28 protein-coding genes are annotated in these 26641 nt (G+C 72.5%); 13 read left to right on the top strand and 15 right to left on the bottom strand.

Going from position 1 to position 26641, the window contains the following annotated elements; genetic code table 11:
• The first annotated feature begins 33 nt into the window (after positions 1 to 33).
• The gene (locus ABT137_RS22785) at positions 34 to 858 is read left to right on the top strand and encodes a phosphoenolpyruvate hydrolase family protein (RefSeq protein ID WP_351711637.1); all 825 of its coding nucleotides are present in this window, start codon (positions 34 to 36) and stop codon (positions 856 to 858) included.
• 101 nt (positions 859 to 959) lie between these two features.
• Positions 960 to 1391: a cupin domain-containing protein gene (locus ABT137_RS22780; protein WP_351711635.1), complete on the top strand. Its 432-nt coding sequence runs from the start codon at positions 960 to 962 to the stop codon at positions 1389 to 1391.
• Here ABT137_RS22780 and ABT137_RS22775 read toward each other — a convergent pair.
• Positions 1342 to 2064, bottom strand: coding sequence for a TetR/AcrR family transcriptional regulator (locus ABT137_RS22775; RefSeq protein WP_351711633.1), 723 nt, complete (start codon positions 2062 to 2064; stop codon positions 1342 to 1344). The two genes, ABT137_RS22780 and ABT137_RS22775, sit on opposite strands and share 50 nt — an antisense overlap.
• 58 nt (positions 2065 to 2122) lie before the next feature.
• On the opposite strand from ABT137_RS22775, the gene ABT137_RS22770 reads away from it, so the two are divergent.
• The 3 genes from ABT137_RS22770 (at position 2123) to ABT137_RS22760 (ending at position 4326) form a co-directional block, all read left to right on the top strand.
• Positions 2123 to 2800 (top strand): class II aldolase/adducin family protein, encoded by a 678-nt coding sequence (locus tag ABT137_RS22770; RefSeq protein WP_351711631.1) that lies wholly within the window; start codon positions 2123 to 2125, stop codon positions 2798 to 2800.
• Positions 2797 to 3726: a carbohydrate kinase family protein gene (locus ABT137_RS22765; RefSeq protein ID WP_351711629.1), complete on the top strand. Its 930-nt coding sequence runs from the start codon at positions 2797 to 2799 to the stop codon at positions 3724 to 3726. The genes ABT137_RS22770 and ABT137_RS22765 overlap by 4 nt, the downstream gene beginning before the upstream one ends.
• 204 nt (positions 3727 to 3930) lie before the next feature.
• Complete coding sequence (locus ABT137_RS22760; RefSeq protein WP_351711627.1) at positions 3931 to 4326, top strand: luciferase domain-containing protein; 396 nt, start codon at positions 3931 to 3933, stop codon at positions 4324 to 4326.
• A 36-nt stretch (positions 4327 to 4362) separates the two neighbouring features.
• Here the strand turns inward: ABT137_RS22760 and ABT137_RS22755 are convergent, their stop codons facing one another.
• Entirely contained in the window at positions 4363 to 5142 is a 780-nt protein-coding gene (locus tag ABT137_RS22755; protein WP_351711625.1) for a DeoR/GlpR family DNA-binding transcription regulator, read from the bottom strand.
• A 133-nt stretch (positions 5143 to 5275) separates the two neighbouring features.
• Here ABT137_RS22755 and ABT137_RS22750 point away from each other — a divergent pair, with 133 nt between their 5' ends.
• Positions 5276 to 6169 (top strand): SIS domain-containing protein, encoded by an 894-nt coding sequence (locus ABT137_RS22750; protein WP_351711623.1) that lies wholly within the window; start codon positions 5276 to 5278, stop codon positions 6167 to 6169.
• A gap of 2 nt (positions 6170 to 6171) precedes the next feature.
• Positions 6172 to 7038 (top strand): class II fructose-bisphosphate aldolase, encoded by an 867-nt coding sequence (locus ABT137_RS22745; protein WP_351711621.1) that lies wholly within the window; start codon positions 6172 to 6174, stop codon positions 7036 to 7038.
• Here ABT137_RS22745 and ABT137_RS22740 read toward each other — a convergent pair.
• Entirely contained in the window at positions 7025 to 8155 is a 1131-nt protein-coding gene (locus ABT137_RS22740; RefSeq protein ID WP_351711619.1) for a methyltransferase, read from the bottom strand. The two genes, ABT137_RS22745 and ABT137_RS22740, sit on opposite strands and share 14 nt — an antisense overlap.
• Before the next feature lie 67 nt (positions 8156 to 8222).
• On the opposite strand from ABT137_RS22740, the gene ABT137_RS22735 reads away from it, so the two are divergent.
• The gene (locus tag ABT137_RS22735) at positions 8223 to 8900 is read left to right on the top strand and encodes an alpha-ketoglutarate-dependent dioxygenase AlkB family protein (protein WP_351711617.1); all 678 of its coding nucleotides are present in this window, start codon (positions 8223 to 8225) and stop codon (positions 8898 to 8900) included.
• A 112-nt stretch (positions 8901 to 9012) separates the two neighbouring features.
• Positions 9013 to 10248, top strand: coding sequence for an ROK family protein (locus ABT137_RS22730; protein ID WP_351711615.1), 1236 nt, complete (start codon positions 9013 to 9015; stop codon positions 10246 to 10248).
• Between the two features lie 18 nt (positions 10249 to 10266).
• Here the strand turns inward: ABT137_RS22730 and ilvY are convergent, their stop codons facing one another.
• The gene (gene ilvY / locus ABT137_RS22725) at positions 10267 to 11121 is read right to left on the bottom strand and encodes an HTH-type transcriptional activator IlvY (protein ID WP_351711614.1); all 855 of its coding nucleotides are present in this window, start codon (positions 11119 to 11121) and stop codon (positions 10267 to 10269) included.
• A gap of 88 nt (positions 11122 to 11209) precedes the next feature.
• Between ilvY and ABT137_RS22720 the strand changes: the two genes are divergently transcribed.
• Positions 11210 to 12682, top strand: coding sequence for a ketol-acid reductoisomerase (locus tag ABT137_RS22720; protein WP_351711612.1), 1473 nt, complete (start codon positions 11210 to 11212; stop codon positions 12680 to 12682).
• Positions 12683 to 12685: 3 nt separating this feature from the next.
• Here ABT137_RS22720 and ABT137_RS22715 read toward each other — a convergent pair whose 3' ends face one another.
• From ABT137_RS22715 to ABT137_RS22700, 4 genes are read right to left on the bottom strand one after another with little or no spacing between them, the layout of a single operon-like run.
• On the bottom strand, positions 12686 to 13594 hold the full coding sequence (locus tag ABT137_RS22715; RefSeq protein WP_351711610.1) for a phosphotriesterase family protein: 909 nt from the start codon (positions 13592 to 13594) through the stop codon (positions 12686 to 12688).
• Complete coding sequence (locus tag ABT137_RS22710; protein WP_351711608.1) at positions 13591 to 14175, bottom strand: DUF4865 family protein; 585 nt, start codon at positions 14173 to 14175, stop codon at positions 13591 to 13593. Before ABT137_RS22710 ends, ABT137_RS22715 begins: the two co-directional genes overlap by 4 nt.
• A gap of 15 nt (positions 14176 to 14190) precedes the next feature.
• On the bottom strand, positions 14191 to 14580 hold the full coding sequence (locus ABT137_RS22705) for a (R)-mandelonitrile lyase (protein WP_351711606.1): 390 nt from the start codon (positions 14578 to 14580) through the stop codon (positions 14191 to 14193).
• Between the two features lie 5 nt (positions 14581 to 14585).
• A complete protein-coding gene (locus ABT137_RS22700; protein WP_351711604.1) occupies positions 14586 to 15140 on the bottom strand; it encodes a TetR/AcrR family transcriptional regulator in 555 nt (184 codons plus the stop codon).
• A 174-nt stretch (positions 15141 to 15314) separates the two neighbouring features.
• Between ABT137_RS22700 and ABT137_RS22695 the strand changes: the two genes are divergently transcribed.
• On the top strand, positions 15315 to 15605 hold the full coding sequence (locus tag ABT137_RS22695) for an SHOCT domain-containing protein (RefSeq protein WP_351711798.1): 291 nt from the start codon (positions 15315 to 15317) through the stop codon (positions 15603 to 15605).
• Between the two features lie 47 nt (positions 15606 to 15652).
• Here the strand turns inward: ABT137_RS22695 and ABT137_RS22690 are convergent, their stop codons facing one another.
• Positions 15653 to 16243: an ATP-binding protein gene (locus ABT137_RS22690; protein WP_351711602.1), complete on the bottom strand. Its 591-nt coding sequence runs from the start codon at positions 16241 to 16243 to the stop codon at positions 15653 to 15655.
• A 214-nt stretch (positions 16244 to 16457) separates the two neighbouring features.
• On the bottom strand, positions 16458 to 16781 hold the full coding sequence (locus tag ABT137_RS22685; protein ID WP_301649398.1) for a hypothetical protein: 324 nt from the start codon (positions 16779 to 16781) through the stop codon (positions 16458 to 16460).
• Positions 16782 to 17149: 368 nt separating this feature from the next.
• Between ABT137_RS22685 and cds1 the strand changes: the two genes are divergently transcribed.
• Positions 17150 to 18274: an L-cysteine desulfhydrase Cds1 gene (cds1, locus tag ABT137_RS22680; RefSeq protein WP_351711600.1), complete on the top strand. Its 1125-nt coding sequence runs from the start codon at positions 17150 to 17152 to the stop codon at positions 18272 to 18274.
• 4 nt (positions 18275 to 18278) lie between these two features.
• On the opposite strand, the gene ABT137_RS22675 is transcribed toward cds1, so the two are convergent.
• Both ABT137_RS22675 and ABT137_RS22670 read right to left on the bottom strand, forming a co-directional pair.
• Positions 18279 to 18749, bottom strand: coding sequence for an SRPBCC family protein (locus tag ABT137_RS22675; RefSeq protein ID WP_351711598.1), 471 nt, complete (start codon positions 18747 to 18749; stop codon positions 18279 to 18281).
• A gap of 88 nt (positions 18750 to 18837) precedes the next feature.
• Positions 18838 to 19656 carry a DeoR/GlpR family DNA-binding transcription regulator gene (locus ABT137_RS22670; RefSeq protein WP_351494892.1) on the bottom strand — a complete coding sequence of 273 codons (819 nt, stop codon included), beginning with the start codon at positions 19654 to 19656 and terminating at the stop codon, positions 18838 to 18840.
• A gap of 456 nt (positions 19657 to 20112) precedes the next feature.
• On the opposite strand from ABT137_RS22670, the gene ABT137_RS22665 reads away from it, so the two are divergent.
• A complete protein-coding gene (locus ABT137_RS22665) occupies positions 20113 to 22362 on the top strand; it encodes a hypothetical protein (protein ID WP_351711796.1) in 2250 nt (749 codons plus the stop codon).
• Here the strand turns inward: ABT137_RS22665 and ABT137_RS22660 are convergent, their stop codons facing one another.
• The 3 genes from ABT137_RS22660 to ABT137_RS22650 all read right to left on the bottom strand — a co-directional run bounded on the left by ABT137_RS22660 (position 22363) and on the right by ABT137_RS22650 (position 26612).
• Positions 22363 to 24801, bottom strand: coding sequence for a right-handed parallel beta-helix repeat-containing protein (locus ABT137_RS22660; protein ID WP_351711596.1), 2439 nt, complete (start codon positions 24799 to 24801; stop codon positions 22363 to 22365). It lies immediately after the preceding gene.
• Between the two features lie 175 nt (positions 24802 to 24976).
• Positions 24977 to 25582 (bottom strand): Rv1733c family protein, encoded by a 606-nt coding sequence (locus ABT137_RS22655; RefSeq protein ID WP_351711594.1) that lies wholly within the window; start codon positions 25580 to 25582, stop codon positions 24977 to 24979.
• Between the two features lie 205 nt (positions 25583 to 25787).
• A complete protein-coding gene (locus ABT137_RS22650) occupies positions 25788 to 26612 on the bottom strand; it encodes an MOSC domain-containing protein (protein WP_351711592.1) in 825 nt (274 codons plus the stop codon).
• Positions 26613 to 26641 lie beyond the last annotated feature (29 nt).

The raw sequence follows: 26641 nt of genomic DNA, 5'->3' as shown, positions 1-26641 counted from the left end.
CGCACCCGCGGGCGGATGGAAAGGAACGCGACCATGGACCGGAGCACGGCACTCGAACGGCTGCGGAAGACCGTGGCGGCAGGCCGGCCGATCATCGGCGGCGGTGCCGGCACCGGCCTCTCCGCGAAGTCCGCCGAAGCGGGCGGCATCGACCTGCTCATCATCTACAACTCGGGGCGGTACCGGATGGCCGGCCGGGGATCCCTCGCGGGCCTGCTGGCCTACGGCGACGCGAACGCCATCGTCATGGAGATGGCGGACGAGGTGCTCCCGGTGGTCAAGGACACCCCCGTGCTCGCGGGTGTCAACGGAACAGACCCGTTCCGGGTGATGGGCCGCTTCCTCGACCAGGTCGGGGAGGCCGGGTTCACCGGTGTGCAGAACTTCCCCACCGTCGGGCTCATCGACGGTGTCTTCCGCCAGAACCTGGAGGAGACCGGGATGGGCTTCGGCCTGGAGGTCGAGATGATCGCGGCCGCACACGAACGCGGCCTGCTGACCGCGCCGTACGTGTTCGACGCCGGCCAGGCCGCCGCCATGGCCGAGGCCGGCGCCGACGTCCTGGTCCCGCACATGGGCCTGACCACCAAGGGCACCATCGGCGCACACACCGCGCTCACCCTCGACGAGTGCGTGGAGCGAGTCCAGGCGATGCGGGACGCCGCGGTCGCGGTCAACCCCGACATCCTCGTGCTCTGCCACGGCGGCCCCATCGCGGAACCCGCGGACGCCCAGTACGTCCTCGCACGGACGGACGGAGTCGTGGGCTTCTTCGGCGCGAGCTCGATCGAACGCCTGCCCACGGAGACCGGCATCCGACGGCAGACCGAGGACTTCAAGTCCATCACCTTCCGGTGAATCCGAAGAATCCGAAGAATCCGATGAATCTGGTGAGAACGAGAACGAGAACGAGAACGAGAACGAGGATGAGGACGAGGATGAGGACGAGGAGAGCAACCGTGAGCGAATTCGAGCCGAGGACCCGTACCGTGCCCGCCGAACTGCCGACCGAGGTCTTCGACTGGGGAAGCATCAAGTGGGGAGTGAGCGCCGGTCTGTTCCCCGGGGCGCCCCTCACCGCGGGTGAGGTGATCATCAACCCCACCAAGGGGCACGACCTGCACACCCACCCGAACTCCGACGAGGTGCTGTACTTCATCGACGGCGAGGGCGTCCAGACCGTCGGTGACTCGGGGGAGTTCCCGGTGACGGCGGGGGACTTCGTCTACGTGCCCAGGGGCACGCTGCACTCCACCTTCAACACCGGCTGGCGGCAGCTGCGCGTCATCGCCGTCTACACACCGGGCGGCGCCGAGCAGGCCCTGCGCGAACTGCCCGACTTCACGGCGCTGACTCCGGGCGTCCAGCCGGTCTGGGAACGGGCCCGCTGAGCGGAGCGTTGCCCACCGCACCGCCGTCCCGTCGCCCGTGCCTCCCGGCGAGGGCCGTGAGGTAGCCGCGCAGCATCACCTTCGCCTCGCCGAGGAGGGCGGCGTCGCCCTCGGCGTCGCGGCGGAAGGCCTCCTGGGCGAGCGCGTCGGCGGCGAGGACGGCGGCATGGCAGGCGTGGCCGAGCCCCTCCGTGTCGTCGGCGATGCCGAGCGCGAGCAGCACCCGGTGCACTCCGTCGGCCATCCGGCGCTTGTGCTCCCGGTCCGCCGCCCGGGTCCGGTCGGTCAGACCGCTGCCGAACCACAGGGCCCTGAAGCCCTGTTCGGTGCGGTAGAGCCCGGCGTAGGTGTCGATCAGCACGCCGACCGGGTCGGACCAGCGCTCGGTCGCCGCGCTGCGCACGAACTCCTCCATCACCGCTTCGAGTTGAGCGAAGTACGTCGCGGCCAGCGCGTCGATGATCGCGTCCCGGTCGGGCAGGTACTGGTACAGCGAGCCGACCGACACCCCTGCCTCCGCCGCGACCCGGGTGGTGGTCAGGGCCGGCACGCCCTCGGCGATCAGCACGCGCTCGGCCGCCTTGAGGACACGCGCCAACCGGGCCTTGCTGCGGGCCTGTTGGGGAGTACGGCGCAGCACGGCCCCGGTCTCCTCGGCGGTCGGCCCGCTCACGCAACCACCCCAGAATCTGAACGTGACTTTGTTTCAGGTTTACGTTACCGTCGCGGCCATGACGGACTCAAGCTCCGCGCTGGTTCAGGAACGGGCCGCGGTGGCGGACGTCTGCCGTCGCCTGGGAGCGGCGGGCCTGCTGATCGGTACGGCGGGCAACGTCAGCGTGCGGGTGGGGGACCGGGTCGCGGTCACCGCGACCGGCGCGGTGCTCGCCCAGCTGACCGCGGGCCAGGTGACGGTGGTCGACCTGGACGGCAAGGTCGTCGCCGGGACCCTGCAGGCGACCTCCGAACTCGACCTGCACCTCGGGGTCTATCGGCGCTACGGTGCCGGCGCGGTCGTCCACACGCACGCGCCGATGGCCACCGCACTCTCCTGCGTCCTCGACGAACTGCCCTGTATCCACTACCAGTTGCTCGCTCTCGGCGGCACCGTGCGGGTGGCGCCGTACGCCACCTTCGGCACCCCGGAACTCGCCGATTCGGTGCTCACCGCACTCGACGGCCGCAGCGCCGCGCTGATGGCCAACCACGGCTCGGTCACCGTCGGCCCGACCCTCGACAAGGCCGTCGAGAACGCCCTGTTGCTCGAATGGGCCTGCGGTGTCTACCAGCACGCGGCGGCCCTCGGAACGCCCCGCGTCCTGGACGAGCAGCAGCAACTCGCGGTGATCGAGGCCGCGATCGCCCGGAACTACGGCACCACCCGATCCCTGCAGGAGGGCAAGCCATGAGAGTCGTCACGATGGGTGTGCACGTGCTGGACGTGCTGGTCCGGCCGGTGGACGGGATACCCGAGGGCCAGGGCGCCACCCTGGTCGAGGACATCAGGATGACCGCGGCCGGGACCGCCGGCGGGACCGCACTGAGCCTCGCCAAGCTCGGCGCCACCGTGCTCAGCGCCGGGGCCGTCGGCGCCGACGCGACCGGCGACATGCTGGTGCAGCTGCTCGGCAGGGCCGGGATCGACACCGGCTTCCTCGTCCGCCGTACCGACACCGCCACCTCGGCGAGCGTGCTGCCCATCCGCCCCAACGGCGACCGGCCCTCCCTGCACCTGCTCGGCGCCAACATCACCTACGGCGTCGACGACGTGCCCTGGGACGCCCTTGCCGAAGCCGCCCATCTCCACCTCGGCGGGCCGGAATTGATCGGCGTCGACGCCGCCGCGCGCATCCTGCACTTCGCCAAGGAGCACGGCGTGACGACCTCCGTGGACCTGCTGGCGCCCGGCGTCCTCGGCAGCTTCGAGCAGATCGCGGCCGCGCTGCCGTACGTCGACCACCTCCTCCCCAACGACGACCAGGTGCTGGGCTTCTCCGGCGAGGACGACCTGCTGGCGGGCGCGAAGAAGCTGGTCGGCGCCGGTGCCGGGCTGGTCGCGGTCACCCGGGGCGGCGACGGCGCGCTGCTGGTCACCGCCGAGGGTGCCGAGCCGGTGCCCGCCTTCGAGATCGACGTCGTGGACACCACCGGCTGCGGCGACGCCTTCTCGGCCGGATTCGTCTACGGCATCGGCCTGGGCCGCACCCCGCACGACGCCGCCGTCCTCGGCAACGCCGTGGCGGCCCTGGTCGCCCAGGGTCTCGGCAGCGACCACGGGGACTTCGACCTCGCCGCTGCCGACGCGTTCGCGGCGACGGCTGTCAGGCGTGCGTAGGGCAGGTGTCAGACCTGCGTAAAACGTGACGTTGGCCACGGCCGTCCCGGACGCCCGAGAGGTACCTTCCGTCCCTCGAACCACTGAATTCCTGCGGATATTCACTCGTCCCGGGCGTGTGTGTTCGGACAGAGTCAGGCAACAGCTCGGTTAATAACTGCTCGCTGGTTGGTTACCGGAGAGTGAGCGGGCCATGATGGCTCCATGACGTTGGCCTCGCGCGCTCTGGCGCAACTGGCGACCTGGCCCGACCTGACCCAGGCCGTACCGAGCTGCGGTCTGGGTCAGGCCGTGAGTTCGGCGCAGGGCGAGATCGCGCACTTCCACTCCGACCGCGATGTGGACCTGCGTCTCACCGCCCATGCCATCCGGCACTTCGCCAAGGACCTCAGGAGCACGGGGGCGATCCGTATCGTCCCGGGCTCGCAGTGGGTGACCATACGACTCGACGCCGCGAGCGACGTCGACCTGCTGCTGACCCTGGTGAGCGTCGCCCTCCAGGCCCAGCAGAGCTGGCCCGACCCGGCCGACCGGCCGGTGTTCGGCTGCAACGACCAGCGGGGCGCGGGATTCGTCAGCGCGGACACCAGCGGGATGTGACAGCGAGCCGAGTCTCAGGGCCGTACCGCGTCACGTTCACACGGTCAGGACCCGGATCCCCGCCTCCTCGAACCGACGCACCGTCTCCGGCGCCGCGGCCGTGTCCGTCACCAGCGTGTCCACCAGTTCCGCCGCGCAGATCCGGGCGAACGCCCGCCCTCCCAGCTTGCTGGAGTCGGCGGCGACGACCACGCGGGCCGCACGCTCGCACAGCAGCCGGTTGACCGCGGCCTCCGCCTCGTCATGGGCCGCAGCCCCATGGACGACGTCGAAGCCGACCACCCCGAGCACCGCCACATCAAGGGTGATCTGACCCAGCACCCCGTCCGCGAGCGGCCCGATGAGCTCGTACGACTGCGGGCGTGCCACCCCGCCCGTCACCACGATCTTGAACTGGGGCCGCACCGCGAGCTCGTTCGCGATGTTGAGCGCGTTCGTGACGACCGTCAGCGCCGGCGTTCCGGTGGTGAGGTCTCCGCGTACGGCCAGGGCGCGGGCCACCTCCGTGGTGGTCGTACCGCCCGTGAGCCCCACCGCCTCGCCCGGTGCGACCAGGTCTGCCACCGCCTTGGCGATCCGCTGCTTCTCCGAGGCCTGCCGGGCCGTCTTGTAGCGCAACGGCAGCTCGTACGACACCCCGTGCACCACCGCACCGCCCCGGGTGCGCACCAGCATCTGCTGCTCGGCGAGCTGGTCCAGGTCCCGACGGATGGTGGCCGCCGAGACCGCCAGCTCGGCCGCCGCCTCCTCGACCTCCAGGCGGCCGCGCTCGACCAGCAACTCGAGCAGCGCCTTCCAGCGGGCGTCGCGCGACATCCGCCGCCTCCGTTCCTCGATCTTCTGGCGACCTTAGCGCACGTGGTCTTCGACGGAATGCTTGATTGTGATTGGAAGCTGGCTCTATCTTGCAAGAACAATCACGATGTGCGTCCAGGGGAGGGACAGTGGTATGTCACATATCACCGAGGAGCTGAACAGCCAGCCCGACTGCTGGACACGAGCCGCCACCGAGGCCACCCGCGGAGCCCACGCCCTCCCGGCCCCGGGCGAGCGGGTCGCGATCGTCGGCTGTGGCACCTCGTACTTCATGGCCCAGGCCGCGGCCGTCCTGCGCGAGTCCGCGGGACTCGGCGAGACGGACGCCTTCGCCGCCTCGGAGTTCCCGCACGGGCGGTCCTACGACCGGGTGCTGGCCCTCACCCGGTCCGGCACCACCACCGAAGTCCTGGACCTGCTGGGCGAGTTGAAGGGACGTGTGCGCACCGCCGCGATAACCGCCGACCCCGACACCCCCGTGACGGCGGCCGCCGACGACCTCGTCGTCCTGGACTTCGCCGACGAACGCTCCGTCGTCCAGACCCGGTTCGCCACCAGCGCGTTCACCCTGCTCCGCGCCCACCTCGGCCTCCACACCGACGCCGTGGTCGCCGACGCCCGTACCGCACTGTCGACTCCGCTGCCACCGGGACTGACCGAGTGCGCCCAGTTCACCTTCCTCGGTCGCGGCTGGACCGTCGGACTCGCGAGCGAGGCCGGGCTCAAGATGCGCGAGGCCTCGCTGTCCTGGACCGAGGCCTACCCGGCGATGGAGTACCGGCACGGCCCGATCAGCATCGCCACCCGAGCCACGGCCACCTGGATGTTCGGCCCGGCCCCCGCCGGACTCGCCCAGCAGGTCGACGCCACCGGTGGGTTGTGGATCCAGGGCACCCTCGACCCGCTCGCCGAACTGGTCCGCGCCCAGCGCCTCGCGGTCGCCGTCGCCGCCGCCCGGGGCCTCGACCCCGACCGGCCGCGCCATCTCACCCGCTCGGTGGTCCTCACCCCGACCGGCGAGGAGTGAGCGTGCCCCTCGCAACCACCGGCGCGCTGCTGGCACGGGCAGCCGAAGACCGGTCCGCCGTCGCCGCGTTCAACGTCATCACCCTGGAACACGTGGAAGCCGTCATCGCCGGTGCCGAGGCCGCCGGTTCACCCGTAGTCATCCAAGTCAGCGAGAACGCCGTAAGGTTCCGCCACGGACACCTCCTCCCGCTGGCCCGCGCCGCCACCGCGGCCGCCGAACGCGCCCACGTACCCGTCGCGTTGCACCTCGACCACGTCCGGAGCGACGACCTGCTCCGGCAGGCCCCCGATGCCGGCTTCAGCTCGGTGATGTACGACGCGTCCCGGCTGCCGTACGCCGGGAACCTCGCCGCGACCGCGGCTGCCGTCGTCTGGGCGCACGCCCAAGGCCTCTGGATCGAGGCGGAGTTGGGGGAGGTCGGCGGCAAGGACGGCAGGCCGGCGCTGGACGCGCACGCGCCCGGGGCGCGTACCGACCCCGCCGAGGCGCGGGACTTCGTCGCCGGCACCGGTGTCGACGCGCTGGCCGTGGCGATCGGCAGCGCGCACGCCATGACCAGCCGGACCGCCACCCTCGACCACGACCTGCTGGGGCGCCTCTCGGCCGCCGTGCCGGTCCCGCTGGTCCTGCACGGCTCCTCCGGGGTCCCGGACGACGGACTGGTCACCGCGGTCGCCGCCGGCATCGCCAAGGTCAACGTCGGCACGGCACTCAACATGGCGATGACCGCGTCGGTCCGCCGTTTCCTCGCGGACCATCCCGAGGCCGTCGACTCCCGCACCTACCTCGGTGCCGGCAGGGAGGCGATGGCCCGGGAGGTGACCAGGATCATCGGCGTACTGGCCGCCCGGACTACCCGCGCTTGACCGCCTTCAGCACGACGAACTTCGGGTCGCTCGCGACCAGTTGACTGTTGCCGAACAATCGGCGCAGTGTCACGTGGTAGCCAAGATGCCGGTTGCCGATCACCCACAGCTCGCCGCCCGGTCGCAGTGCCCGCTTCGCCCCGCTGAACATCCGCCACGCCGTCGCGTCGGTGGTCGCCTGGTGGGAGTGGAACGGCGGGTTGTTGAGCACCACGTCCACGCTCCCGGCCGCGACCCCGGCCAGCCCGTCGCCGACCCGGAACTCGGCATGCCCGGGTACCCCGTTGGCCTTGTAGGTTGCCTCCGCCGAGGCGACCGCCTGGAACGACTCGTCGACGAACAGCACCTCGGCCGTGGGGTCGGCCAGCGCCACCGCCGTACCCACGACGCCGTTCCCACACCCCAGGTCCACGATCCGGCGGCCCCCCTCGGGCAGATGCGCCAGGAAGAACCGCGTCCCGATGTCGAGCCGGTCGGCGCAGAAGACGCCCGCGTGGTTGACGACCGTACGCCCGGACACCGCACCGATCCCGGTGGGGAGCGCGTAGCTGTACGGCCACGGGTTCTCCGGGCGCTCCAGCGACGGATCCGGCGTGCAGTGGATCAGCCTGGCCTTCTGTTCGGCCAGCGAGGTCCGGGTCGGCCCGAGGATCCGCTCGAACAACCGGAGCGTCGACGTGTGGATCTCCTTGACCATGCCGGTGCCGATCACGACCGTCCCCGCGTGCACGGCGGGCGCCAGCCGCAGCAGCTGGTCCTCAAGCAGCGCCAGGCTCTTCGGCACCCGCACCAGCAGCACGTCCACCCGGTCCGGCGGCGGATCCTGGGTGGTCAGCAACTGCACCGCGCCCGGTTCGACACCCGCGCGCGCCAGGTTCGCGCGGGTCGCCTCCTGGCTCAGGTACGAGTCGGTGATCTGCACCGGCCGGTGCTCCGCCAGCGCCGTGACCAGCGCGCCCCAGCGGTCGCCGAGCACCACGACCGTGCCCGACAGCCCGGTCCGCTCCCGGTCGAGATACCGCAGCAGGTACGCGTCCGAGGCGTCCCAGGCACGCAGCCGGTCGCGCGGATCCTCCGGAAAGCGGGACAGCTCGAACTCGCCCCAGGCAGTCGTCATACGGTCGCTCATCGTGCGTCCAGGCTAGCCGAACCGCAGCTCAGGCCCGGTCGGGCAGGATGGGGGCATGGAGGATGAACTGTTCCCGAGGGCGCGCGCCCGCATCGCGCCGGGCGCCGTGCACGTCCCCGACTGGCTGGACACGGACCGGCAGCGCGCGCTGCTCGCCGCCTGCCGCGACTGGGCCCGGCCCCCGGCGGGCCTGCGCACGGTGCGCACGCCCGGCGGCGGCACGATGACCGCCCGCCAGGTCTGCCTGGGCTGGCACTGGTACCCGTACGCCTACGCCCGCACGGTCGTCGACGGCGACGGCAGCCCCGTGAGGCCGTTCCCCGCCTGGCTCGGCGAACTGGGCCGCCGTGCGGTGACCGACGCCCTGGGCCCGGAGACGGTCGGCGGATTGTCGTACGACATCGCACTGATCAACTTCTACGACGCCGACGCCCGCATGGGCATGCACCGCGACGCCGACGAGAAGTCGGAGGCACCGGTGGTGTCGCTGAGCCTCGGGGACAGGTGCGTGTTCCGCTTCGGCAACACGGAGAACAGGAGCAAGCCGTACACGGACGTGGAGCTGCGGTCGGGGGACCTGTTCGTGTTCGGGGGCGAGTCGCGGCTCGCCTATCACGGGGTGCCGAGGGTGCACCCGGGCACGGGACCGGCAGAGCTGGGCCTGACCGGCCGCCTGAACGTCACACTGAGAGTGAGCGGCTTTGAACATGCCCAGGCTGCAGCGCCCCTTTAGGGGCGGTGGGGGTACCCCCGGCCGAAGGCTGGGGGAGGAACTGCGCGACCAGCCCCAACGGCGCCGCACCTTCACTACGGCCCCTCCTACGGATCATGGCAGACTCCCTTTCATGAGCGGAAAGGCGGCCCCCGGCCCGACGGGGAACGGAACCTCGAAACCCCGGTTGGACCGAGGACGTGGCGCACTCGGCCCCGCCCTGGAACTCGTGCACACCGGCCGCGCCCCCACCCGCGCGGTGCTCACCGCGGAACTCGGCGTCACCCGGGCCACGGCCGGCGCCGTCGCCGCCGAACTGGAGGCGCTCGGCCTGATCACGGTCGACGCCCACCCGGGCGCCGCCGCCGGTTCGCAGGGCCGCCCCTCGCACCGCCTGGAGGTCGCCGAGAACGGCCCCGTCGCACTCGCCGCGCAGGTCCACGCCGACGGCTTCCGCGCGGCACTGGTCGGCCTGGGCGGCCGGATCGTCGCGACCGCGCCCGGCTGCGAGGCCGTCGACGCCGACCCGGCGAAGGTGCTCGGCTCGGTGGTCGAGGCGGGCGCCGACCTCCTGCGCGGCACCGGCCGCCGCTGCGTCGGCGCCGGTCTCGCCGTGCCGTCCGCAGTCGCCGAACCGGAGGGCCTGGCCCTGAACCCCCTCCACCTGGCCTGGCCGGTGGGGGCGCCCGTGCGCCGGATCTTCGCGGAGTGCGTGCGCGCGGCCGGGATCACCGGCCCGGCGTTCGCGGGCAACGACGTGAACCTGGCCGCGCTCGCCGAGCACCGGCACGGCGCGGGCCGGGGCGCCCGGGACCTGCTGTGCGTGGCCACCGGGCACCGGGGCGTCGGCGGCGCGCTGGTCCTGGACGGCCGCCTGCACACGGGCAGTTCGGGCCTCGCCCTGGAGGTCGGCCACGTCGCCGTGAACCCGGAGGGCCGGCCCTGCCACTGCGGCAGCCGGGGCTGTCTGGACGTGGAGGCCGATCCGCTGGCGCTGCTGATCGAGGCGGGCCGCGATCCCGGTCCCGAGGTGTCGCTGCTGCGGCAGGCCGAGGACCTGATCCGCGACCACTACGCGGACCCGACCGTCCGCAGGGCCACCGAGGCCCTGATCGACCGCCTCGGCCTGGGCCTCGCGGGACTGGTCAACATCCTCAACCCCGACCGCATCATCCTCGGCGGCCTGCACCGCACCCTCCTGGACGCCGACCCCGGCCGGCTGCGTGCCGTCGTCGCCGACCGCAGCCTGTGGGGCCAGAGCGGCAGCGTGCCGATCCTGCCGTGCACGCTGAGCCACAACAGCCTGGTGGGAGCGGCCGAGTTGGCCTGGCAGCCGGTGCTGGACGACCCGCTGGGGGCACTTCGGTGACGGCCCACCGGCGCCCGGCTACCACCGCGCCGTCAGGCTCCACAACGCCGCCACCAGCGGCCGCCTGAGGTCGGCTCGCCGTACGCACAGCCCGATCGGGAACGGCTCCGGCGCGGGATCGGCCGGCAGCACCGCGATCCGGTCCCGCACCGCGCTGTGCTCCAGGACCAGCCGGGGGACCAGCCCCGTGCCGCAGCCCAGGGCGACGAGGGCCAACAGGGCCTCGTGGCCGTCCGGTTCACAGACGACGGCCACGGGCCGTCCCCGCGCCCGGAACCAGCGGTCGGCCGCCTCGCGCACCAGCCCGCGCTGAGGGAGGACGAACGGGCCGTCCAGGCCGGGGTCCGGGCGGTCGCGCGCGGTGACCAGGACCAGGTCGGTGACCGTCACCGTGCGGCCGACCAGGGGGTCCGGCAGCCGCGCCGGGATCCCGGCCACGGCCACATCGGCCTCGCCCTCGTCGAGCCGGGCCAGCGCGGCCGCCGCGTCCCCGGTGCGCAGATCCAGCCGTACCTGCGGGTGCGCCGTACGGAACGGTGCCAACAGGTCGGGCAGCAAAGCCTGGCAGGCGGTCACGGTGGCGAACACCGCGAGTCTGCCGCTGAGTTCGGCCGGATCGGGCCGTTCGTCACGGTAGGCCTGCCACAACTCCAGTGCCTGTAAGGCGTATTCGCGGAAGCGCTGGCCCTCCGCCGTCAGGGACACCCCGCGCGGGCCCCGGTCGAACAGCCGGTGGCCCAGATCCGCCTCCAGCCGCTGCACGGTCCGGGTCAGCGTCGCCGGGCTGACGTGGCAGTCCAGGCTGGTCCGCCCGAAGTTCAGCGACTGCGCGAGATGGAGGAAGAGCCGCAGCTCCCGGTGGTCGGCCCGCACTCCGTGACCAGTCCCTTTCAAGATCTGCAACAGACCGCTGCGAAAGTTGCGCTTGCCGCAACGTCCGCCCGGAGCCTACAACTCCACCATGACCTCGACGACCACCTACACCTCCGGCGTCTTCGCACTCGAAACGATGGACGTGCCCGGCGGCACGGAGACCATCCTGCGCGGCGGTCGGCACCTCTTCCCCCTGCTGCCCCGGGCGTTCGCCGGGGTGAGCAGGATCGGTGTCCTCGGCTGGGGCCCGCAGGGCCGCGCCCAGGCCCGCAACCTGCGCGACTCCCTCGCCGGCACCGGCATCACGGTCACCGTCGGCCTGCGCCCCGGCTCCGCCTCGGCCGCCGACGCCCGTGAGCACGGCTTCACCGAGGAGAACGGCACCCTCGGCGACTGGCTCGCCGTCGCCGCCGACAGCGACCTGCTCCTCCTGCTGATCGCCGACGCCGCCCTCGCCGCCCACCACCAGGAGATCTTCGTGGCGTTGAAGCCCGGCGCGGTCATCGGCCTCTCGCACGGCTTCCTGCTCGGCCATCTCCGGGCGACCGGCGGCGACTTCCCGGCCGGCCACGGCGTGATCGCCGTCTGCCCCAAGGGCATGGGCGACTCCGTGCGCCGCCTCTACGAACAGGGCGCGGAGATCAACGGCGCCGGGATCAACAGCAGTTTCGCCGTGCACGCCGACCCCGACGGCCGCGCCACCGACCTCGCGCTCGGCTGGTCGGTCGCGCTCGGCGCGCCGTACACCTTCCGCACCACCCTGGAGAGCGAGTACCGCTCCGACATCGTCGGCGAGCGCGCCATACTGCTCGGCGCCGTGCACGGCATCGTGGAGAGCCTGTACAGCCACTACCGGCTCGCCGGGGACGACGAGGTGACGGCGTACGAGCGGTCCTGCGAGAACGTGACCGGGCCCATCGCCCGGACCGTCTCCCGGGCCGGGCTGCGCGCCGTCCGCGAGGACCTCGACCCGGCCGGCCGGGAGGTCTTCGACCGGGCGTACACGGCGGCCTACGGGCCGGCCCGCGAGCTCGTCGCCGAGATCTACGACGAAGTCGCCGACGGCACCGAGCTGCGCAGCGTGATCCTCGCCGAACGGCGGCTCGGGAAGAGGGAGATGACCAGGATCGGGGGCTCCCCGATGTGGGCGGCGGGCGAGCGGGTGCGGGCCCGGCGTGCCGAACGGGAGCTGTCTGTCGAGCCGTTCACCGCCGGTGTGTTCGTGGCCACGATGACGGCGCAGATCGACGAGTTCGCCGAGCGCGGCCACCCCTGGTCGGAGATCGTCAACGAGTCCGTCATCGAGGCGGTCGACTCGCTGCTGCCCTACATGCACGCCCGCGACGTGGCGCACATGGTCGACAACTGCTCCCGCACGGCCCGCCTCGGCACCCGCCGCTGGGGCCCGCGCTTCCAGGCGGCCTTCGAGCAGATCGCCTACCCGGCGGCCGAACTCCCGGCAGACCAGGAGCTGTTGGCCGCCTTCGACACCCACCCGGCACACGAGGCGCTGGCCGCCGCGGCGAAGCTCCGCCCGTCGGTGAACATCTCCGTGGCCTAGCGCCTAGCGCCAGTCGACGGCGAAGGCCCGGGCCGGGTTGTCGGTGAGGATGCGGTCGACGTGCTCCGCGCCCAGCTCGGCCACCAGCCGCGGCCGCACCCGTCGCAGCAGGTACGGCATCCCGGGTCCGCCGTCCACCGACCGCGCCCCCGCCACCACGGTGTCCCCGCCGAGCAGCAGCCGGTCCCCGAACCCGGCCTCGGCCAGCGCCCGTACGGCCTCCGGCATCCGCCAGTCGGTGGCGTGGTTGGCCCGGGACGGCCCGTCGAAGGCCAGCCAGCAACCGGTGGCGGCGGCCTGCCGCTGGACGACGGGGTCGGGGGAGCGGTTCAGGTGGCCGAGGATCACCCGGTCCCCGGGGACGCCCAACTCTCCGCAGAGCAGGTCGAGTACGTCGAGTGCACCGGTGCCCAGCTCCAGATGGACGGCGATCGGCGCGCCCGTCGCGTGGTGGGCCTCGGCCGCCGCGGTCATCGTCCAGCGGGCGTGCGCGTCGAGGTGGTGGAAGCCGCCCGCCACCTTGACCAGACCGGCGCGTACCCCGGACGTCCCGATGCCCTCGGTCAGTTCGGAGACGAAGACCTCGGCGAGCCGTCCGCGCAGTTCGTCGATCAACTCCGGTGTGTAGTGAGCCGCTTGGTGGAGTCCCGTCGCACAGAGCACGTGCACTCCGGTGGACCGGGACAGCAGCGGCAGATCGGCTGCCCGCCGCCCCATCCCGTACGGCGTCCACTGCACGACGGCCGCCCCGCCCGCCGCGCGGAACGCCGCCAGCTCGCCCCGGGCGGCGCTCGCGTCGTCCAGTTCCTGTCCCGGCAGCCGGGGGCTGTGGAGGAAGAGGTGGTCGTGCGCGTCGCAGACGCCCAGGTCCGCGGGCCGGATGTCACCGAGGACCGTACGGACACCGCTCACCACTGCCGCCCGCGCGGCAGCGCGCCGCGTCCCGGCTCCGACAGGTGCAGTACCTGGAAGACGTCGCCCTCGATCATGGGCGCGTCGTGCTCCCAGAGTGAGAAATGGACCAGCTCCCAGGCGTTCGTGTCCACGGCGGACGCCGCCAGCACGGCACCGTCCTCGGCTGCCAGCCGCTCTGTCTCGTCCGCGGCACCCGCCATGAAGGCGGCCAACTTCACACCGTCCGGCACCGGTTGCCGCCGCCGCACGGCGAACGCGGCGGGGGAGCCGGCTGCGGTGCCCTCCTCGAAGGCCAGGCCCGTCCAGTGCCGTACGTGCGGCCGCCCGAAGTCGTCGACAGCTCCCTGGAAGGCGCCTCCCCAGAGGAAACCGTTCATGCCCTGCACGGTGTTCCAGAGATAGAACGGCCCGTACTGGTTCACCGGCGAGCCGTGGTGTCCCCGCTCGCGCATGAGGTAGGTCTTGATGCCGAGGCCGTCCCAGTCGTCCAGCAGATGCCCGACGCGCGCGACGCGGGAGCGGATGATGCCCATGTCGTAGTCCGCGGGCAGGGTGAACTCGTACTGCATGGCGTGCATGGCGCTGGTCGCTCCTCAGGCCGGGTAGTCGGTCACGTGCTCGTGCCACTCGGTGGTCGTGCCGTCCTCGGCGGCCTCGACGACCGCGAGATGCGTCATGAAGCTGCGCGGCCCGGCGCCGTGCCAGTGCCATTCGCCCGGCTCGATCCACACCGTGTCGCCCGCGCGGATCGCCTCCGGCTCGCCGCCCCTGCGCTGCACCAGCCCCTCGCCCTCCAGGACGTGCAGCACCTGGCCGTGCGGATGCCGGTGCCAGGCGGTGTGGGCGCCGGGCGCGAAGTGGACGCTGAACATGCGCAGCCGGGACGGGGCGGCGGGCGCGGCCAACTCGTCCAGCCACACCGTGCCGGTGAAGTTCTCCGCCGGGCCCCGCTGGGTGTCCGGGCGCTCTCTGGTGATGTGCACGTACGTCAACTCCTCAGTAGGGACAGCAGTCCGCGCACCCCGGCGTCGAACGCGGCGGGGGAACCGGACGCCCGGGCGAGCACATAGCCGCCCTGTACGGTCGCGAGCACGGTCGCGGCGATCTCCTCGCCGTCCACCCGGGGCCCGAACTGCCCTTGTTCCTTGCCCTCTTCGACGATCCCGGCGATCAGCTCCTGGATCCGGTCGAGCGTTTCGTCGACCGGTGCGCGCAGTTCGGCGCTCGCGATGATGTCCGGGTCCATGGTCAGCCGGCCGATCGGGCAGCCGCGCAGCACATCGCGCTCGCGCCGCAGATACGCCTCGATCCGCTCGTACGGGGTGCCCGGTCCGGTGAGCACGCCCTCGGCGGTGGCCAGCAGTTCCTCGGCGGTCCGCCGGATCGCGGCCAGCGCCAGGTCCGGCTTGCCCTTGAAGTGGTGGTACATGCTGCCCTGGCCGGCGCCCGCGCGCTCCAGGATCGCCTTGGGGCTGGTGCCGACGTAGCCGCGCTCCCACAGCAGCTCGCGGGTGGACTCGATCAACCGCTCCGACGTGCTCATACGTCGACTGTACATACTAGTAGTTACAGAGCGCCAGTCCTTTGGGGAGCAGGGCCCCCACCGTCGCGTACTCCCCGGGAGGTACGGCCGGTGCCGTCGGCTGCACGACGACCCGGCCCCCTCCCGGCAGTCAGTCTCGATACATCACACCGAGACCCTGGGGAGTTGACCGATATGCAGACCCTGGCGAACTGGAACGGCGGGCCCGGCCCGTGGATCCTGTTCTTCCCGCTGATCTGGGCGGCCGTCGTGATCGGCGTCGTCACGTTCCTGCGTCGCACCGTGTGGCGCGGCCGCGGCGGACCCTGGCGCCCGATGGACGCCGGTCGTCCGTCCGGCGACTCGCCGCTCGCGGTCCTCGGCCGCCGCTTCGCCTCCGGCGAGATCGACGAGGACGAGTACTGGCGCAGGCTGTCCGTCCTGGAGGAGCAGTTCGGCCGCATCGGCAAGGGCGGCGCGGCATGACGAAGCGGTAATGCCGGAGAGACTCGGCGAGGAGACTCACCGCCCGCTCAACTGGCGACAGCCGAGCGGGCGGGAGCGTGTGCGGCACCGGGGACAGCGGCGGTCGCGTGTGCGGGGGCCGGGGCGCCGGCGGTCGCGGGTGCGGGCGCACCGGCGGTCGCGGGTTCCGGGTCGACGATCCGACGGGGTGCCGGTTCGGCGACCCGGCGCTGTGGGCGGTCCGCCTTCGGTGTGGTCGTCGGTGCCGGCAGGGTGAACCACACGACCTTGCCGTCGTCGTGCGGCCGTACCCCCCAGCTCTCGCTGACCGCGGCCACCATCGCGAGCCCTCGCCCGCAGGTGGCCATCGGCGCGATCTCCGTGCCGTCCTCGACCACCGGAAGGCGCGGATCGTGGTCGCGGACCGACACCGTGAGGCGGTCGAGCTGGAGCTCGATCTCCACGGTGCAGTTCTTGTCGGTCTGGGCGTGCCGGTGGACGTTGGTGAGCAACTCCGTCACACCGAGCGCGGCCCGGTCGATCAACGGGTCGAGATGCCAGTAGCGCAACTGCGCAGATACGATTCTGCGGACCTGGCCGATCCGCGAGGGCAAGGCTTGGAGCTCCACCGAGCAGTGTCTGCTTGGGTGTTTGATCACGGCTGCGACTCCCCGACGTGAGGTCCGGAAGAACACGGAGAACGGATCCAGCAGGGCGCCGCCGTCCATGGGGCCGCCTGCTGTCGTGGCCGGCGGGCTGGTTCGCAGCGTTATCGCCGGTAAACCCAGAGTGACGTGAGACAAGCGTGACCCAGTGCGTACGGTCCCGCAACTCGCCGTGGCTCAGCGGTCACGCCCCGCAGGTCCGTGCAGTTCAGCGGTCACGCCCCGCGGCCCGCCGTACCGCCTCGATGAAGCGGCGCGCCGCGGGCGGTCCCGGCTCGCCCGGCGCCGGGTCGTGGTCACCCAGGGTGAGTGAGTAGCGCTGGCCGTTGAGGTCGGCCAGGGCCCGGTCCTCCGACGCGAACCACGGCTTCGAGGCCCGTACCGCCTGGACGGGCGCACTGTCGATCTCGCTGCCGTAGCTCGTCAGCAGCTGCAGCCTGCCGTCCCTTATCCGGACCTGCCCGGCCCGGGTGAGCGACCGCAGCCGCTTGTCGATCCGCACGCCCGTCGCCGTGAACTCCGGCTCCGCCATCCTGCCCCGCCCCTTTTCGAGTACGTCGGTCGCCGTCCGGAAGCTTGTGACCCCGGCCCGGCGCGCTCCGGCTCGTGTCGTGATCCAGTGTGCGCCCCCGTTCGAGACGTTCGTCCCGTCCGGTGGCAGTCTGCCCGCCCTCGGCGTGGAGCACCAGTACGCACGGACCGCCGGGCGGGGGGCGCTCGGAGCACTCGCCGTAATGCGCCCCCGAAGCGTTCGCGCCACTGTCCGGCGCTGTTCCCCAGGGGTGCCTTTGAGACGCCCAAAGATGCGTTTATGCAGGTGAGAAGCGTGTGGAAGGTGTTTATGATCGATGCGTCGGCCGCGTTCGGACGCCGTCGGCGCGAAGCGTAAGGAGTCCCGTCGTGAGCACTACCCCGCAGATCCGGACCGGCGCCACCCTCGACGTCGACCGCAGCGACGCCGCCTACCGCGACTGGCTCAAAGAGGCTGTGCGCAAGGTCCAGGCGGACGCGAACCGCTCGGCGGACACGCACCTGCTGCGCTTCCCGTTGCCCGAGGCCTGGGGCATCGACCTGTACCTCAAGGACGAGTCGACGCATCCGACAGGAAGCCTCAAGCACCGGCTGGCCCGTTCGCTCTTCCTCTACGGCCTGTGCAATGGCTGGATCCGGCCGGGCCGCCCGGTGATCGAGGCGTCCAGTGGCTCGACGGCCGTCTCCGAGGCGTACTTCGCCAAGCTCATCGGCGTGCCCTTCATCGCCGTCATGCCGCGCACCACCAGTGCCGAGAAGTGCCGGCTCATCGAATTCCACGGCGGGCAGTGCCACTTCGTGGACGACTCCCGGAAAATGTACGAGGAGTCCGCGCGCCTGGCGGTGGAGACCGGCGGCCACTACATGGACCAGTTCACCTACGCCGAACGGGCCACGGACTGGCGCGGCAACAACAACATCGCCGAATCCATCTTCCGCCAGCTGGAGTTGGAGCGGTTCCCGGAGCCGGCCTGGATCGTCGCCACGGCGGGGACCGGTGGCACCTCCGCGACGCTCGCGCGCTACGTCCATTACACCCAGCGCGATACCCGGATCTGTGTCGCCGACCCCGACAACTCCTGTTTCTTCGAGGGCTGGACCACCGGCGATCCCGACGTCACCTGCGACTGCGGCTCCCGCATCGAGGGCATCGGGCGGCCGCGGATGGAGCCGAGTTTCGTGCCCGGGGCCGTCGACCGCATGATGAAGGTGCCGGACGCGGCGAGCGTGGCCGCGGTACGGGCGCTGGAGCGCGCGATCGGCCGGAAGGCCGGGGGGTCGACCGGGACCGGGCTGTGGAGTGCGCTGAAGATCGTCGCCGAGATGGTGGCCGAGGGACGGCAGGGGGGCGTGGTGACCCTGCTGTGCGATCCGGGTGACCGGTACCTCGACAAGTACTACTCGGACACCTGGCTCGCCGAGCAGGGCCTGGACATCACGCCCTACGCCGCGGCGATCGAGTCGTTGCTGGAGACGGGGGTCTGGCCCGGCTGAGCCGCTACCGTGCCAGACGCCGGTCCAGTTCGACGACCGCGCCCCGGAAGGCCCGGCCCAGCCCGGCGCGTGCCGCCCTGACCACGAGACGGAACGGTGCCGTGCCGTCCACGGCGAAGGTCCACTGCACGCGGGTGCCGCCGCCGGAGGGGACGAGCCGCCACTCCTCCGCGATGGCGTACGCGCCGGGCGCGTTGGTCAGGTCCACCCGGTAGGCGTACACCTCCGCCTCCTTGGCCGCGATGATCGTCTCCCGGAAACGCCCGCCGCCCTTGAGCCGGATGTCGCGCCCGGCGCCGTCGTCGACGGACTCGGCGTGGGTCACCGCGGCGAACCACTCCGCCCAGCCGGGTACGTCGTCGTTGAGCGCGTGGAAGACCCGCTCGGGTGGCGCGGACATCTCCTGTGCGAAGACCAGACGTACGGGCGCGGTCTCGACGAAGTCGAGCCCCACGGGGCGCAGTCGGCGTGCCATGGACAAGAACCCCCTTGGCCGATAAGGCGGTTGACCGGCCCCGCCACGATAACTGGCGGCCCGTCAGTTGTCTGCACCGCCGACGCGATCAGGCCTCCGCCTCGCCCGCCACCACCAGCCGGCGCAGATGCTCCGAGATCTCCGCACGCGCGTCGGAGGGCAGTCCGGCGTCCGTGACCAGCGTGTCGATCTGCTCCAGCTTGGCGAACGAACTGAGGCCCACCGTGCCCCACTTGGTGTGGTCGGCGACCACCACCACCCGCCGGGCCGACTGCACCAGGCGGCGGTTGGTCTCCGCCTCCGCGAGGTTCGGTGTGGAGAGACCGGCCTCGGTCGATATGCCGTGCACGCCGAGGAAGAGCAGGTCGAAGTGGAGCGCCGCGATCGCCTGGTCGGCCACCGGGCCCACGAGGGAGTCGGACGGGGTGCGCACCCCGCCGGTCAGGACCACCGTCGCCGCGCCCTGACGCTGCCCGGAGACGCGCTGGGCCGCGTGGAAGACGTCCGCGACCCGCACCGAGTTCGTCACCACGGTCAGGTCGGGGACCTCCAGGAGATGATGGGCCAGCGCGTACGTCGTCGTACCGCCGGACAGGGCGATCGCGGTACCCGGCACGACCAGTTCGGCGGCGGCCCGGGCGATGTCCTCCTTGGCGGTCAGTTCCAGCCCCGACTTGGCCTCGAACCCCGGCTCGTGCGTGCTCGCCTCGACCACCGGCACCGCACCGCCGTGCACCTTCTCCAGCACGCCCTGCCGGGCCAGCGCGTCCAGGTCCCGGCGTACGGTCATGTCCGACACGCCGAGCTTGCGGGTCAGTTCGTTGACCCGTACGCCGCCCCGGCGCCGGACCTCGTCCAGGATCAGGGCGCGGCGCTGCTCCGCGAGGAGGTTCTGGTTCTCGCTCACGTACGCTCCGGTTCCTCTCGCCTCAAGCCGTCCGACACGCCCCGCGTACCGACCCCGACCAGGACATTCCGTCCGGCTCCGGTGCGCGGGCGCCCCATCCTTTCACGGGACCACACAGGTTGCGCCACTCCCTGTGTCGGCGCACACACGTCATTCGGTCACCGCGTGTTGCACTGGGCGTCACACACAACGGGGAGATTCCGTGACGAGTGGTGTGCGTCACACCGGAATCGGCGATCCTGAAACCCGCACGGACACAGACCATCGGCGCGGCACGGGGGAAGTGCGAGAAGAGTGGAACGCGCGCAGGACCGTACCGTCGGAGGCGGCCCCGCCGAGCGACTGACCGCGACGGAGGCCGCACCCGCCGACCGGCCCGGGGCCGCGAGGACCGACCCCGCCCAGCGGCCCACGACTGCGAAGCCCGACCCGGCCGAACGGCCCGCCGCTCCGGAGATCGATCTGGAGCTCCTCGTCCACGGGGTCGGCGGCACCACGCCCGAGAAGATGCTCGACGATCCGCGCACGGTGCGGATCACCGGGGACGACACCGCCGCCGTCTTCCGGCGCGCCGAGGACGTCGACGCCGAGTCCCGGCCCGGCGACTACCGCGACCGGACGGTGCCGGAGGCGTACGTGTGGTGCAACCTCACCTCGGGCAACGCCTCCCGGGCGCTGTGGCTGCTGCTCCTGCCGTTCATGGTGGTCAACCTCGCGCACTGGATGCGCCCCGCCGCCGAGGACCGGCCGCGCACCGTGCGCTTCTACGGCCTGCTGGTCCGGCTCGCCGGCCTCACCCTCACGGTGTTACTGGTCGCCGCCGCCTGCGAGGTCGCCCTGGACCTCGCCGCCTGGCAGTGCGCGGGCGTCACCGCCTGCGCCGGCCGGCACACCTGGCTCGGTTTCCTCTCGCCGGCCGGCTCCGGCGGCGGCTGGTGGAGCGCACCCGGACGCCGGCTCGCCCTGGCCACCCTGGTCCCCACCGCCCTGACCGGCCTGCTCTGGTATCTCTCGCACCGCACCTGGAGCGCCTACGAGTCCACCCGGCCGCCGGCCAACGACCCCGAGCCCGGCCACACCTCCCTCGGCAGCCCCGGCTTCTGGTACGGACGCCGGCTGGTCGCCCGGCTGCGTGCCGCGCACACCGCGGCCGGCCTGCTCACCGTCGCCGCCGCGGTCCTCGCACCGGCGGCCTCCTTCGACCGCAGGCCGGGCGGCACCGCCGTACTGGACACGATCGGGTGGCTGCTGACCGGTGCGCTGATCGCCGGGGCCCTTGCCGTGGTGTGGGTGGTCTGCCGCCGGGGCCGCAGCGAGAACCTCCTCGACCAGGAACTCGACCGGCACCTCGTACGACGCCTGCCGCTCGGCGCGCTCGCCCTGCTGCTGCTCGTGATGCTGTACGCCGGCTGGTCCCGGCCGGGGTGGCACTCCGTGGGGCGGCTCGCCGGGGACACCACCTTCGGCGGTCTGGCCCTGGCCCAGGGCGTGCTGGTGATCGTCCTCGCGGTCGTCGCCCACGACCTGCACCGCCGGCTGCCCGATCCGCGCGCCGCGATGCGCGGCCTCGGCGGGCCCGCGGTCGCGCTGCTCGCCTGCGCGCTCGGCGGGGTGATCTCGGGCGGGGTCGCCCAGCGGGTGTCCGACTGGCTGGACGGCACCGGCACCTCCATCGCCGGGCCTCCGGTCCTGCTGACCTGGCAGGCGTCGGTGATCCCGCCGGTTCTCGTGGTGCTGCTCGCCGCGGTCGCGTGGCTCTCCTGGCGCACCTCGCGGCTCGGCCGCACGGAACGCGCCGCCGTCGACCTCGGCCACCCCGGGGAGCCGGCGGACGTGGCCCGCAGCCGCCGTATCGCCCGGGTCCGTGCCATGGCCGTGCTCACCGACCGGACGCCGTTCGCCGTCACCGTGCTGTGCGCCGCCACGCTGGTGCTGGGCGCCGGGGCGCTGGCGGGCGCGCTGGCCACCGGAGAGACCCCGGACGCGGCGGCCGACCGGACGTACGCCCTGGTGCACGGCGCGGCCGAGACCTCACAGGCGCTGGGCTCCTGGCTGGTCGGGCTCGGCTTCATACTCTTCGTCACCTGGGGCCGGCGCGCCTACAAGGACGCCTCCGCGCGGCGCACCATCGGCATCCTCTGGGACGTCGGCACCTTCTGGCCGCGTGCCGCCCATCCCTTCGCTCCGCCCTGCTATGCCGAGCGCGCGGTGCCCGACCTGACCTGGCGGATGGACACCTGGACCCGCCGCACCGGCGGCCGGCTGGTCATCTCCGGCCACTCCCAGGGCAGCGTCCTCGCCGCCGCGGCCGCCTGGCAGCTGACCCCGTCGGTCCGCGGCCGGGTCGCCCTGCTGACGTACGGCTCGCCGCTGGAGCGGCTGTACGGCCGCTGGTTCCCGGCCCACTTCGGCCCCGCCGAACTCGGCTCCCTGCACCGCGAGGTCGCCTGCTGGCGCAACCTCTACCGCCTCACCGACCCCATCGGCGGTCCCGTGCGGATCCCCGACGGCGACGGCCCCGAGGTCGACCACACGCCCCTCAAGGACCCCCTCGCCTACGGTCGTACCCCGGGTCACCCGCTCCCCGCCCCGATCCTGGGCCACTCCGACTACCAGGCGGACCCGGCCTTCGCCGAGGAACGGCAGCGGCTGCTGGCCCGGCTGCGCCCGGAGCTGCCCGGACAGCGGCCGCAACCGGGCGCCTGATCAGGCGACTTCGGGAAGGTCCTCCGGGTACAGCAGGGTGAGGTCGTCGGTGGTCGGGTCGGCGAGCTGGGCGACCCGGCTCGCATGCCGCTCCACCATCGCCTCGAAGGTCTGCCGGGCGGTACGGCCGTTGCCGAACGCCGGGCCCTTCGGCAGCACCGTGAAGTACGTCAGCAGCGCCTCGGGTGCGCCCGGCGCCAGCCGGTACTCGTGCTCGTCGGCCTGCTGCTCCACGATCCGCAGCAGCTCGTCCGGGCCGTAGTCGCTGAAGGTGATGGTCCGCGAGAAACGCGACGCCACACCGGGATTGACCGAAAGGAAGCGCTCCATCTCCTCGGTGTAGCCCGCGACGATCACCACCACGGCGTCCCGCTGGTCCTCCATCAGCTTCACCAGCGTGTCGATGGCCTCCTTGCCGAAGTCCCGCCCCGCGTCCTCCGGCGACAGCGCGTACGCCTCGTCGATGAACAGCACCCCGCCGTGTGCCCGCTGGAAGGCCTCCTGGGTGCGGATCGCCGTGGAGCCGATGTGCTCGCCGACCAGGTCGACCCTGGACACCTCGACCAGATGGCCCTTCTCCAGCACCCCGAGGGAGGCGAGGATCTCGCCGTAGAGCCGGGCGACGGTCGTCTTGCCGGTGCCGGGGGAGCCCGTGAACACCAGGTGGCGCTTGACCGAGGCGGCCTTCAGCCCGGCCTGCTGGCGGCGCCGGCCGACCTCGATCATGTCGGTCAGCGCACGGACCTCGCGCTTGACGCTGTCCAGACCGACCAGCGCGTCGAGTTCACCGAGCACGGCCTTCGAGGTCCGGGCCGGCTCCTCTGGAGCGGCGGGGGTGAGCAGCGGTTCCTGCTCGGTGCTGCGCTGGCCGGGGATCGCGCCCAGCAGGCCGGAGGACTGGTGGGAGGTCTGTACGACCGTCTCGTGCGCCGCGGGCGGGCGCAGGCTGCCGCTCTCGTCGCTGGTGCAGTCCTCCACCACCGGGCCGGTGCCCGACCCCGTGTCCGGACCGCCGTCCGCGAACTCGTAACCCCCGCGCGCGCACCGCTCCGTACGGCACTTGCGCAGCGTCGTACGGCAGCCGTCGATCACGTGGAAGCCGTAGCCGCCGCTGCCGGTGACCCGGCAGTTCTGGAAGGTGCCCCGGCCGCCCGCCGACACGTAGAAGCCCGCCTCGGCCGGGGAGTCGACCGTGCAGCGCTCGATGGTGGGGTCGGCGCCCTTGGTGACGATCACGCCCGTCTGGGTGGCGTCCACCGTGCAGTTGTTGAGGGTGCCGCCGCTGCCGTGGTCGCGGAACCAGGCGCCGGTGGCCGCGTCCCGGATCCGGCAGTCGTCGAGCTGCGCGGTGGCGCCGTCGCTCACCGACACCGCCGTGTTGCGCACCTGGGAGAGATCGCTGTCGACGACGTCCGCACGGGAGCCGCGGTCCAGCACGAACAGGGCGTCCGGCACGTCGTGCACCCGGCAGGAGTCCAGGACCACGGTGGCGCCGTCGCTGACCCACACCGCCGGATAGTCGCCCGTGCTGTCGAAGATCTCGCACTGGTTCGCGTCCACCCGGGTGCCCGGGTCCCACACCGACAGCCCGTTGCGCCCGAACTGACGCACCGTCGTCCGGGTCAGCGTCAGCACCGACCGCGAGCGCAGGTCGACCGCGTTCTCCGGGATGTCGTGGATGCGGCAGTCGGCGAGGGTGAGCACCGCGTCGGTGTCGAGGGTGACCCCGTCGGCGGTGGTGCGGTGCACATCGCAGTCGGTGAGATGCGCCGTCGCCCGCGCGGTGACCTGCACACCGGAGCCGCGCACCTCGTAGATCTCGCAACCCACCGCTTCCAGCGCGGAGTTCTCCCCGGTCGCCGTCATGCCCGTGCCCGAGGCGTGGTGCACCCGGCAGCGCTCGAGCCGGGGGCGGCCCCCGCCGCGCACCGCCACGCCCGCCTGACCGGCCGCGACGACCTCGCATTCCTCGAACACCCCACCGCCGCCGTCGAGTACGGCGATGCCGATGCCCGCCGGGTTGTCCACGGTGCACCGGCGCACGGTCGGCCGGGCTCCGCCGCGCACCTCGATCCCGGCGGCGGACCGGGTGACGATCCGCACGTCCAGCAACTCGGGGGTGCCCTCCTCGACCAGCAGCGCGGGCGCGGCCGCGTCCTGGCCCTCGACATGCAGGTCCTGTACGACCGCCGAGGCGCGCACGGTCAGCGGGACCCCGTCCACGGGGGCGATGCGCACCGAGCCGGGCGAGCCCTCCGGACCGCGCAGCGTCACCGCACGCTGGACGACGAGGTTCTCCCGGTAGGTGCCGGGCGCGACCGTGAGGACGTCGCCGTCGGCGGCGGCCTCCAGGGCTGCGGCGAGCGAGGCGTACTCACCTGTGCGGCGCCGCCACCGCGATGTGCCGGTGTGCGTCACCTGGACCGTGCCCTGTGCCATGGCGTTGCCGTGCCCCCACCTCGTCGTACAGATCGCTCGCTCGCCTTCGGGGCGGCACCGCGGACGGTGCCCGGCCCCTGCGGTTCGCTCGCGCGCGGGTCGATGCCGAATGCGCTTCGGCCGGTCCACCGTAGCGTGCGCCGAGGTGGTGGATTGACCAGAGACGGAAAGGCCGTCAGCTGCCCGTCCCGGCCTTGCCCCAGTCCGGGCCCGCCCGGTCCCAGGCCTGGTCCCACCGTGCGTACCGGCGACGGACCATACGCCAGACGATCATCCGTCTGAAGCCCTCGACCAGCCCCGCGGTCAGCAGGGCCGCGCCGAACCCGGCCAGCACCGCGTGGGTCGTCGCCGTCACCGCGTCCAGCGGGCGGGCCGTGATGAGGCCGTGCTGGTCCGTCCAGACGTCGAAGTGGTCGCCCTTGTGCGGGGACTTGAGGGTCGTCAGGACCGGGCCGTGCCGCCGGGTGCCGTCCGGTGCGGTCCAGTCGGCGAGGACGCGGCTGCGGGGGTCGTGGGCGCCGCTGGCGTCCGGGTCGGGCTCCACGGGGGCGCCGCCCAGCTTGCGCACCACCGTGGCCAGGACGAGATGCCGGTCGTGCTGCTGCTGGCGGACCGAACGCTGGAGGGTGGCCTGGGCCGCGGCGCCGACGAACGAGCCGAGCACCGGCGCGGCCACCACGATCAGCACCAGTGCCACCAGGGCCACCCAGGCCTCGGCCAGGTCGGTCGCGCGGCGCAGCGGATTGCGCCGCCAGCGCCACAGGCCGCGGATCGCTCGCACCGACCACCACCCCCTTCCCGCTCCGTGATAACCCCCGCCCGGTCCGTTCACCCGAGCCCCTGGCCGAAGAGAGAGCGAAATCACCCCGGCCGGGACACTCATGAACTTCTCACGACCCCAACGACCGGGCTGCGGGCCTGGGTTCCCGCACGGCGACGGAGATCGCTCGATGAGCGGTCGCCGGCACCGCTCGGCCCTCGGAATCTCAGCCGAGGACCCGGACCGGGTCCCCGACCCGGATCGTGCCGGGGGAGTGCGGAACCAGGTTCTGGCCGAAGACCAGCCGGCTGCCGAACCTGCGGTGCCGCGCCAGCGTCCACAGCGGCTCCCGGCCGCGCTCGGCGGTGATCTGGTCGGTGGTGGTCACGACGCACCGCCCGCACATCTTCGCGACCCGGAACTCGACCTCGCCGATGGCGATCCGTCTCCAGTCGTCCTCGGCCCAGGCCCGGGTGCCCCGCACGACCACGTTCGGCCGGAACCGGTTCATGGGCAGCGGACCCTCCTCGGCGTGCTCGCCCCGCGCGATCAGGGAGTTGAGGGCGTCCAGCGAGGCCTGCGCGGTGACCAGCAGCGGATAGCCGTCGGCGAAGCTCACGGTCTCGCCCGGCAGCGCGTGCTCCGGGTCGATCGGGCGGCGGCTCGCGGGGGCGTCCATGTGGGCGAGGCGGACGTCGGCCTCCAGATAAGCGCCGCACCACGCGTGGGCCGCCTCCGCCGCGAGGACCGCCTCCACCTTCGTGCCGAAGATGTCCACCGGCACCGTGACCCCCGGCTCCGGGACCGGCACCGTCAGGGGTGTGCGCCCGGGCGCGGACAGGCGTACGCCGCCGCCGGGCAGCAGCTCGGCAGCGGCGAGCGCGAGGCGCGGCTGTCCACGCTGGGTGACGACCTTTCCCCCGTCGTCGATCAGAACCCAGCGTCGGTCACCGGCCAGCCCCCAGGGCTCCACGACGGCCTCCCGGGGCGAGAAGCCCCGGAGCGCCTTGACCGGGTGAACGTGGATCGACTGCAGTTCGGCCATCCCCATGACGCCATCGTGCCAGGCCGCACGGACAT

Origin of the sequence: Streptomyces sp. NPDC001980, from assembly GCF_040296885.1 — a bacterium.
Lineage (GTDB): Bacteria > Actinomycetota > Actinomycetes > Streptomycetales > Streptomycetaceae > Streptomyces.
This window is presented reverse-complemented; position numbering and strand designations above follow the sequence as displayed.

Excerpts from the sequence above, each read along its gene's own strand:
- ABT137_RS22695 (WP_351711798.1), top strand. The coding sequence starts at position 15,315 with ATGCAGACCCTGGCGAACTGGAACGGCGGGCCCGGCCCGTGGATCCTG.
- ABT137_RS22650 (WP_351711592.1), bottom strand. The coding sequence starts at position 26,612 with ATGGGGATGGCCGAACTGCAGTCGATCCACGTTCACCCGGTCAAGGCG.
- ABT137_RS22740 (WP_351711619.1), bottom strand. The coding sequence starts at position 8,155 with ATGACGACTGCCTGGGGCGAGTTCGAGCTGTCCCGCTTTCCGGAGGAT.
- ABT137_RS22765 (WP_351711629.1), top strand. The coding sequence starts at position 2,797 with ATGAGAGTCGTCACGATGGGTGTGCACGTGCTGGACGTGCTGGTCCGG.
- ABT137_RS22760 (WP_351711627.1), top strand. The coding sequence starts at position 3,931 with ATGACGTTGGCCTCGCGCGCTCTGGCGCAACTGGCGACCTGGCCCGAC.
- ABT137_RS22750 (WP_351711623.1), top strand. The coding sequence starts at position 5,276 with ATGTCACATATCACCGAGGAGCTGAACAGCCAGCCCGACTGCTGGACA.
- ABT137_RS22685 (WP_301649398.1), bottom strand. The coding sequence starts at position 16,781 with ATGGCGGAGCCGGAGTTCACGGCGACGGGCGTGCGGATCGACAAGCGG.
- ABT137_RS22785 (WP_351711637.1), top strand. The coding sequence starts at position 34 with ATGGACCGGAGCACGGCACTCGAACGGCTGCGGAAGACCGTGGCGGCA.
- ABT137_RS22720 (WP_351711612.1), top strand. The coding sequence starts at position 11,210 with ATGACCTCGACGACCACCTACACCTCCGGCGTCTTCGCACTCGAAACG.
- ABT137_RS22710 (WP_351711608.1), bottom strand. The coding sequence starts at position 14,175 with ATGCACGCCATGCAGTACGAGTTCACCCTGCCCGCGGACTACGACATG.
- ABT137_RS22770 (WP_351711631.1), top strand. The coding sequence starts at position 2,123 with ATGACGGACTCAAGCTCCGCGCTGGTTCAGGAACGGGCCGCGGTGGCG.
- ABT137_RS22700 (WP_351711604.1), bottom strand. The coding sequence starts at position 15,140 with ATGAGCACGTCGGAGCGGTTGATCGAGTCCACCCGCGAGCTGCTGTGG.
- ABT137_RS22730 (WP_351711615.1), top strand. The coding sequence starts at position 9,013 with ATGAGCGGAAAGGCGGCCCCCGGCCCGACGGGGAACGGAACCTCGAAA.
- ABT137_RS22755 (WP_351711625.1), bottom strand. The coding sequence starts at position 5,142 with ATGTCGCGCGACGCCCGCTGGAAGGCGCTGCTCGAGTTGCTGGTCGAG.
- ABT137_RS22675 (WP_351711598.1), bottom strand. The coding sequence starts at position 18,749 with ATGGCACGCCGACTGCGCCCCGTGGGGCTCGACTTCGTCGAGACCGCG.
- ABT137_RS22660 (WP_351711596.1), bottom strand. The coding sequence starts at position 24,801 with ATGGCACAGGGCACGGTCCAGGTGACGCACACCGGCACATCGCGGTGG.
- ABT137_RS22735 (WP_351711617.1), top strand. The coding sequence starts at position 8,223 with ATGGAGGATGAACTGTTCCCGAGGGCGCGCGCCCGCATCGCGCCGGGC.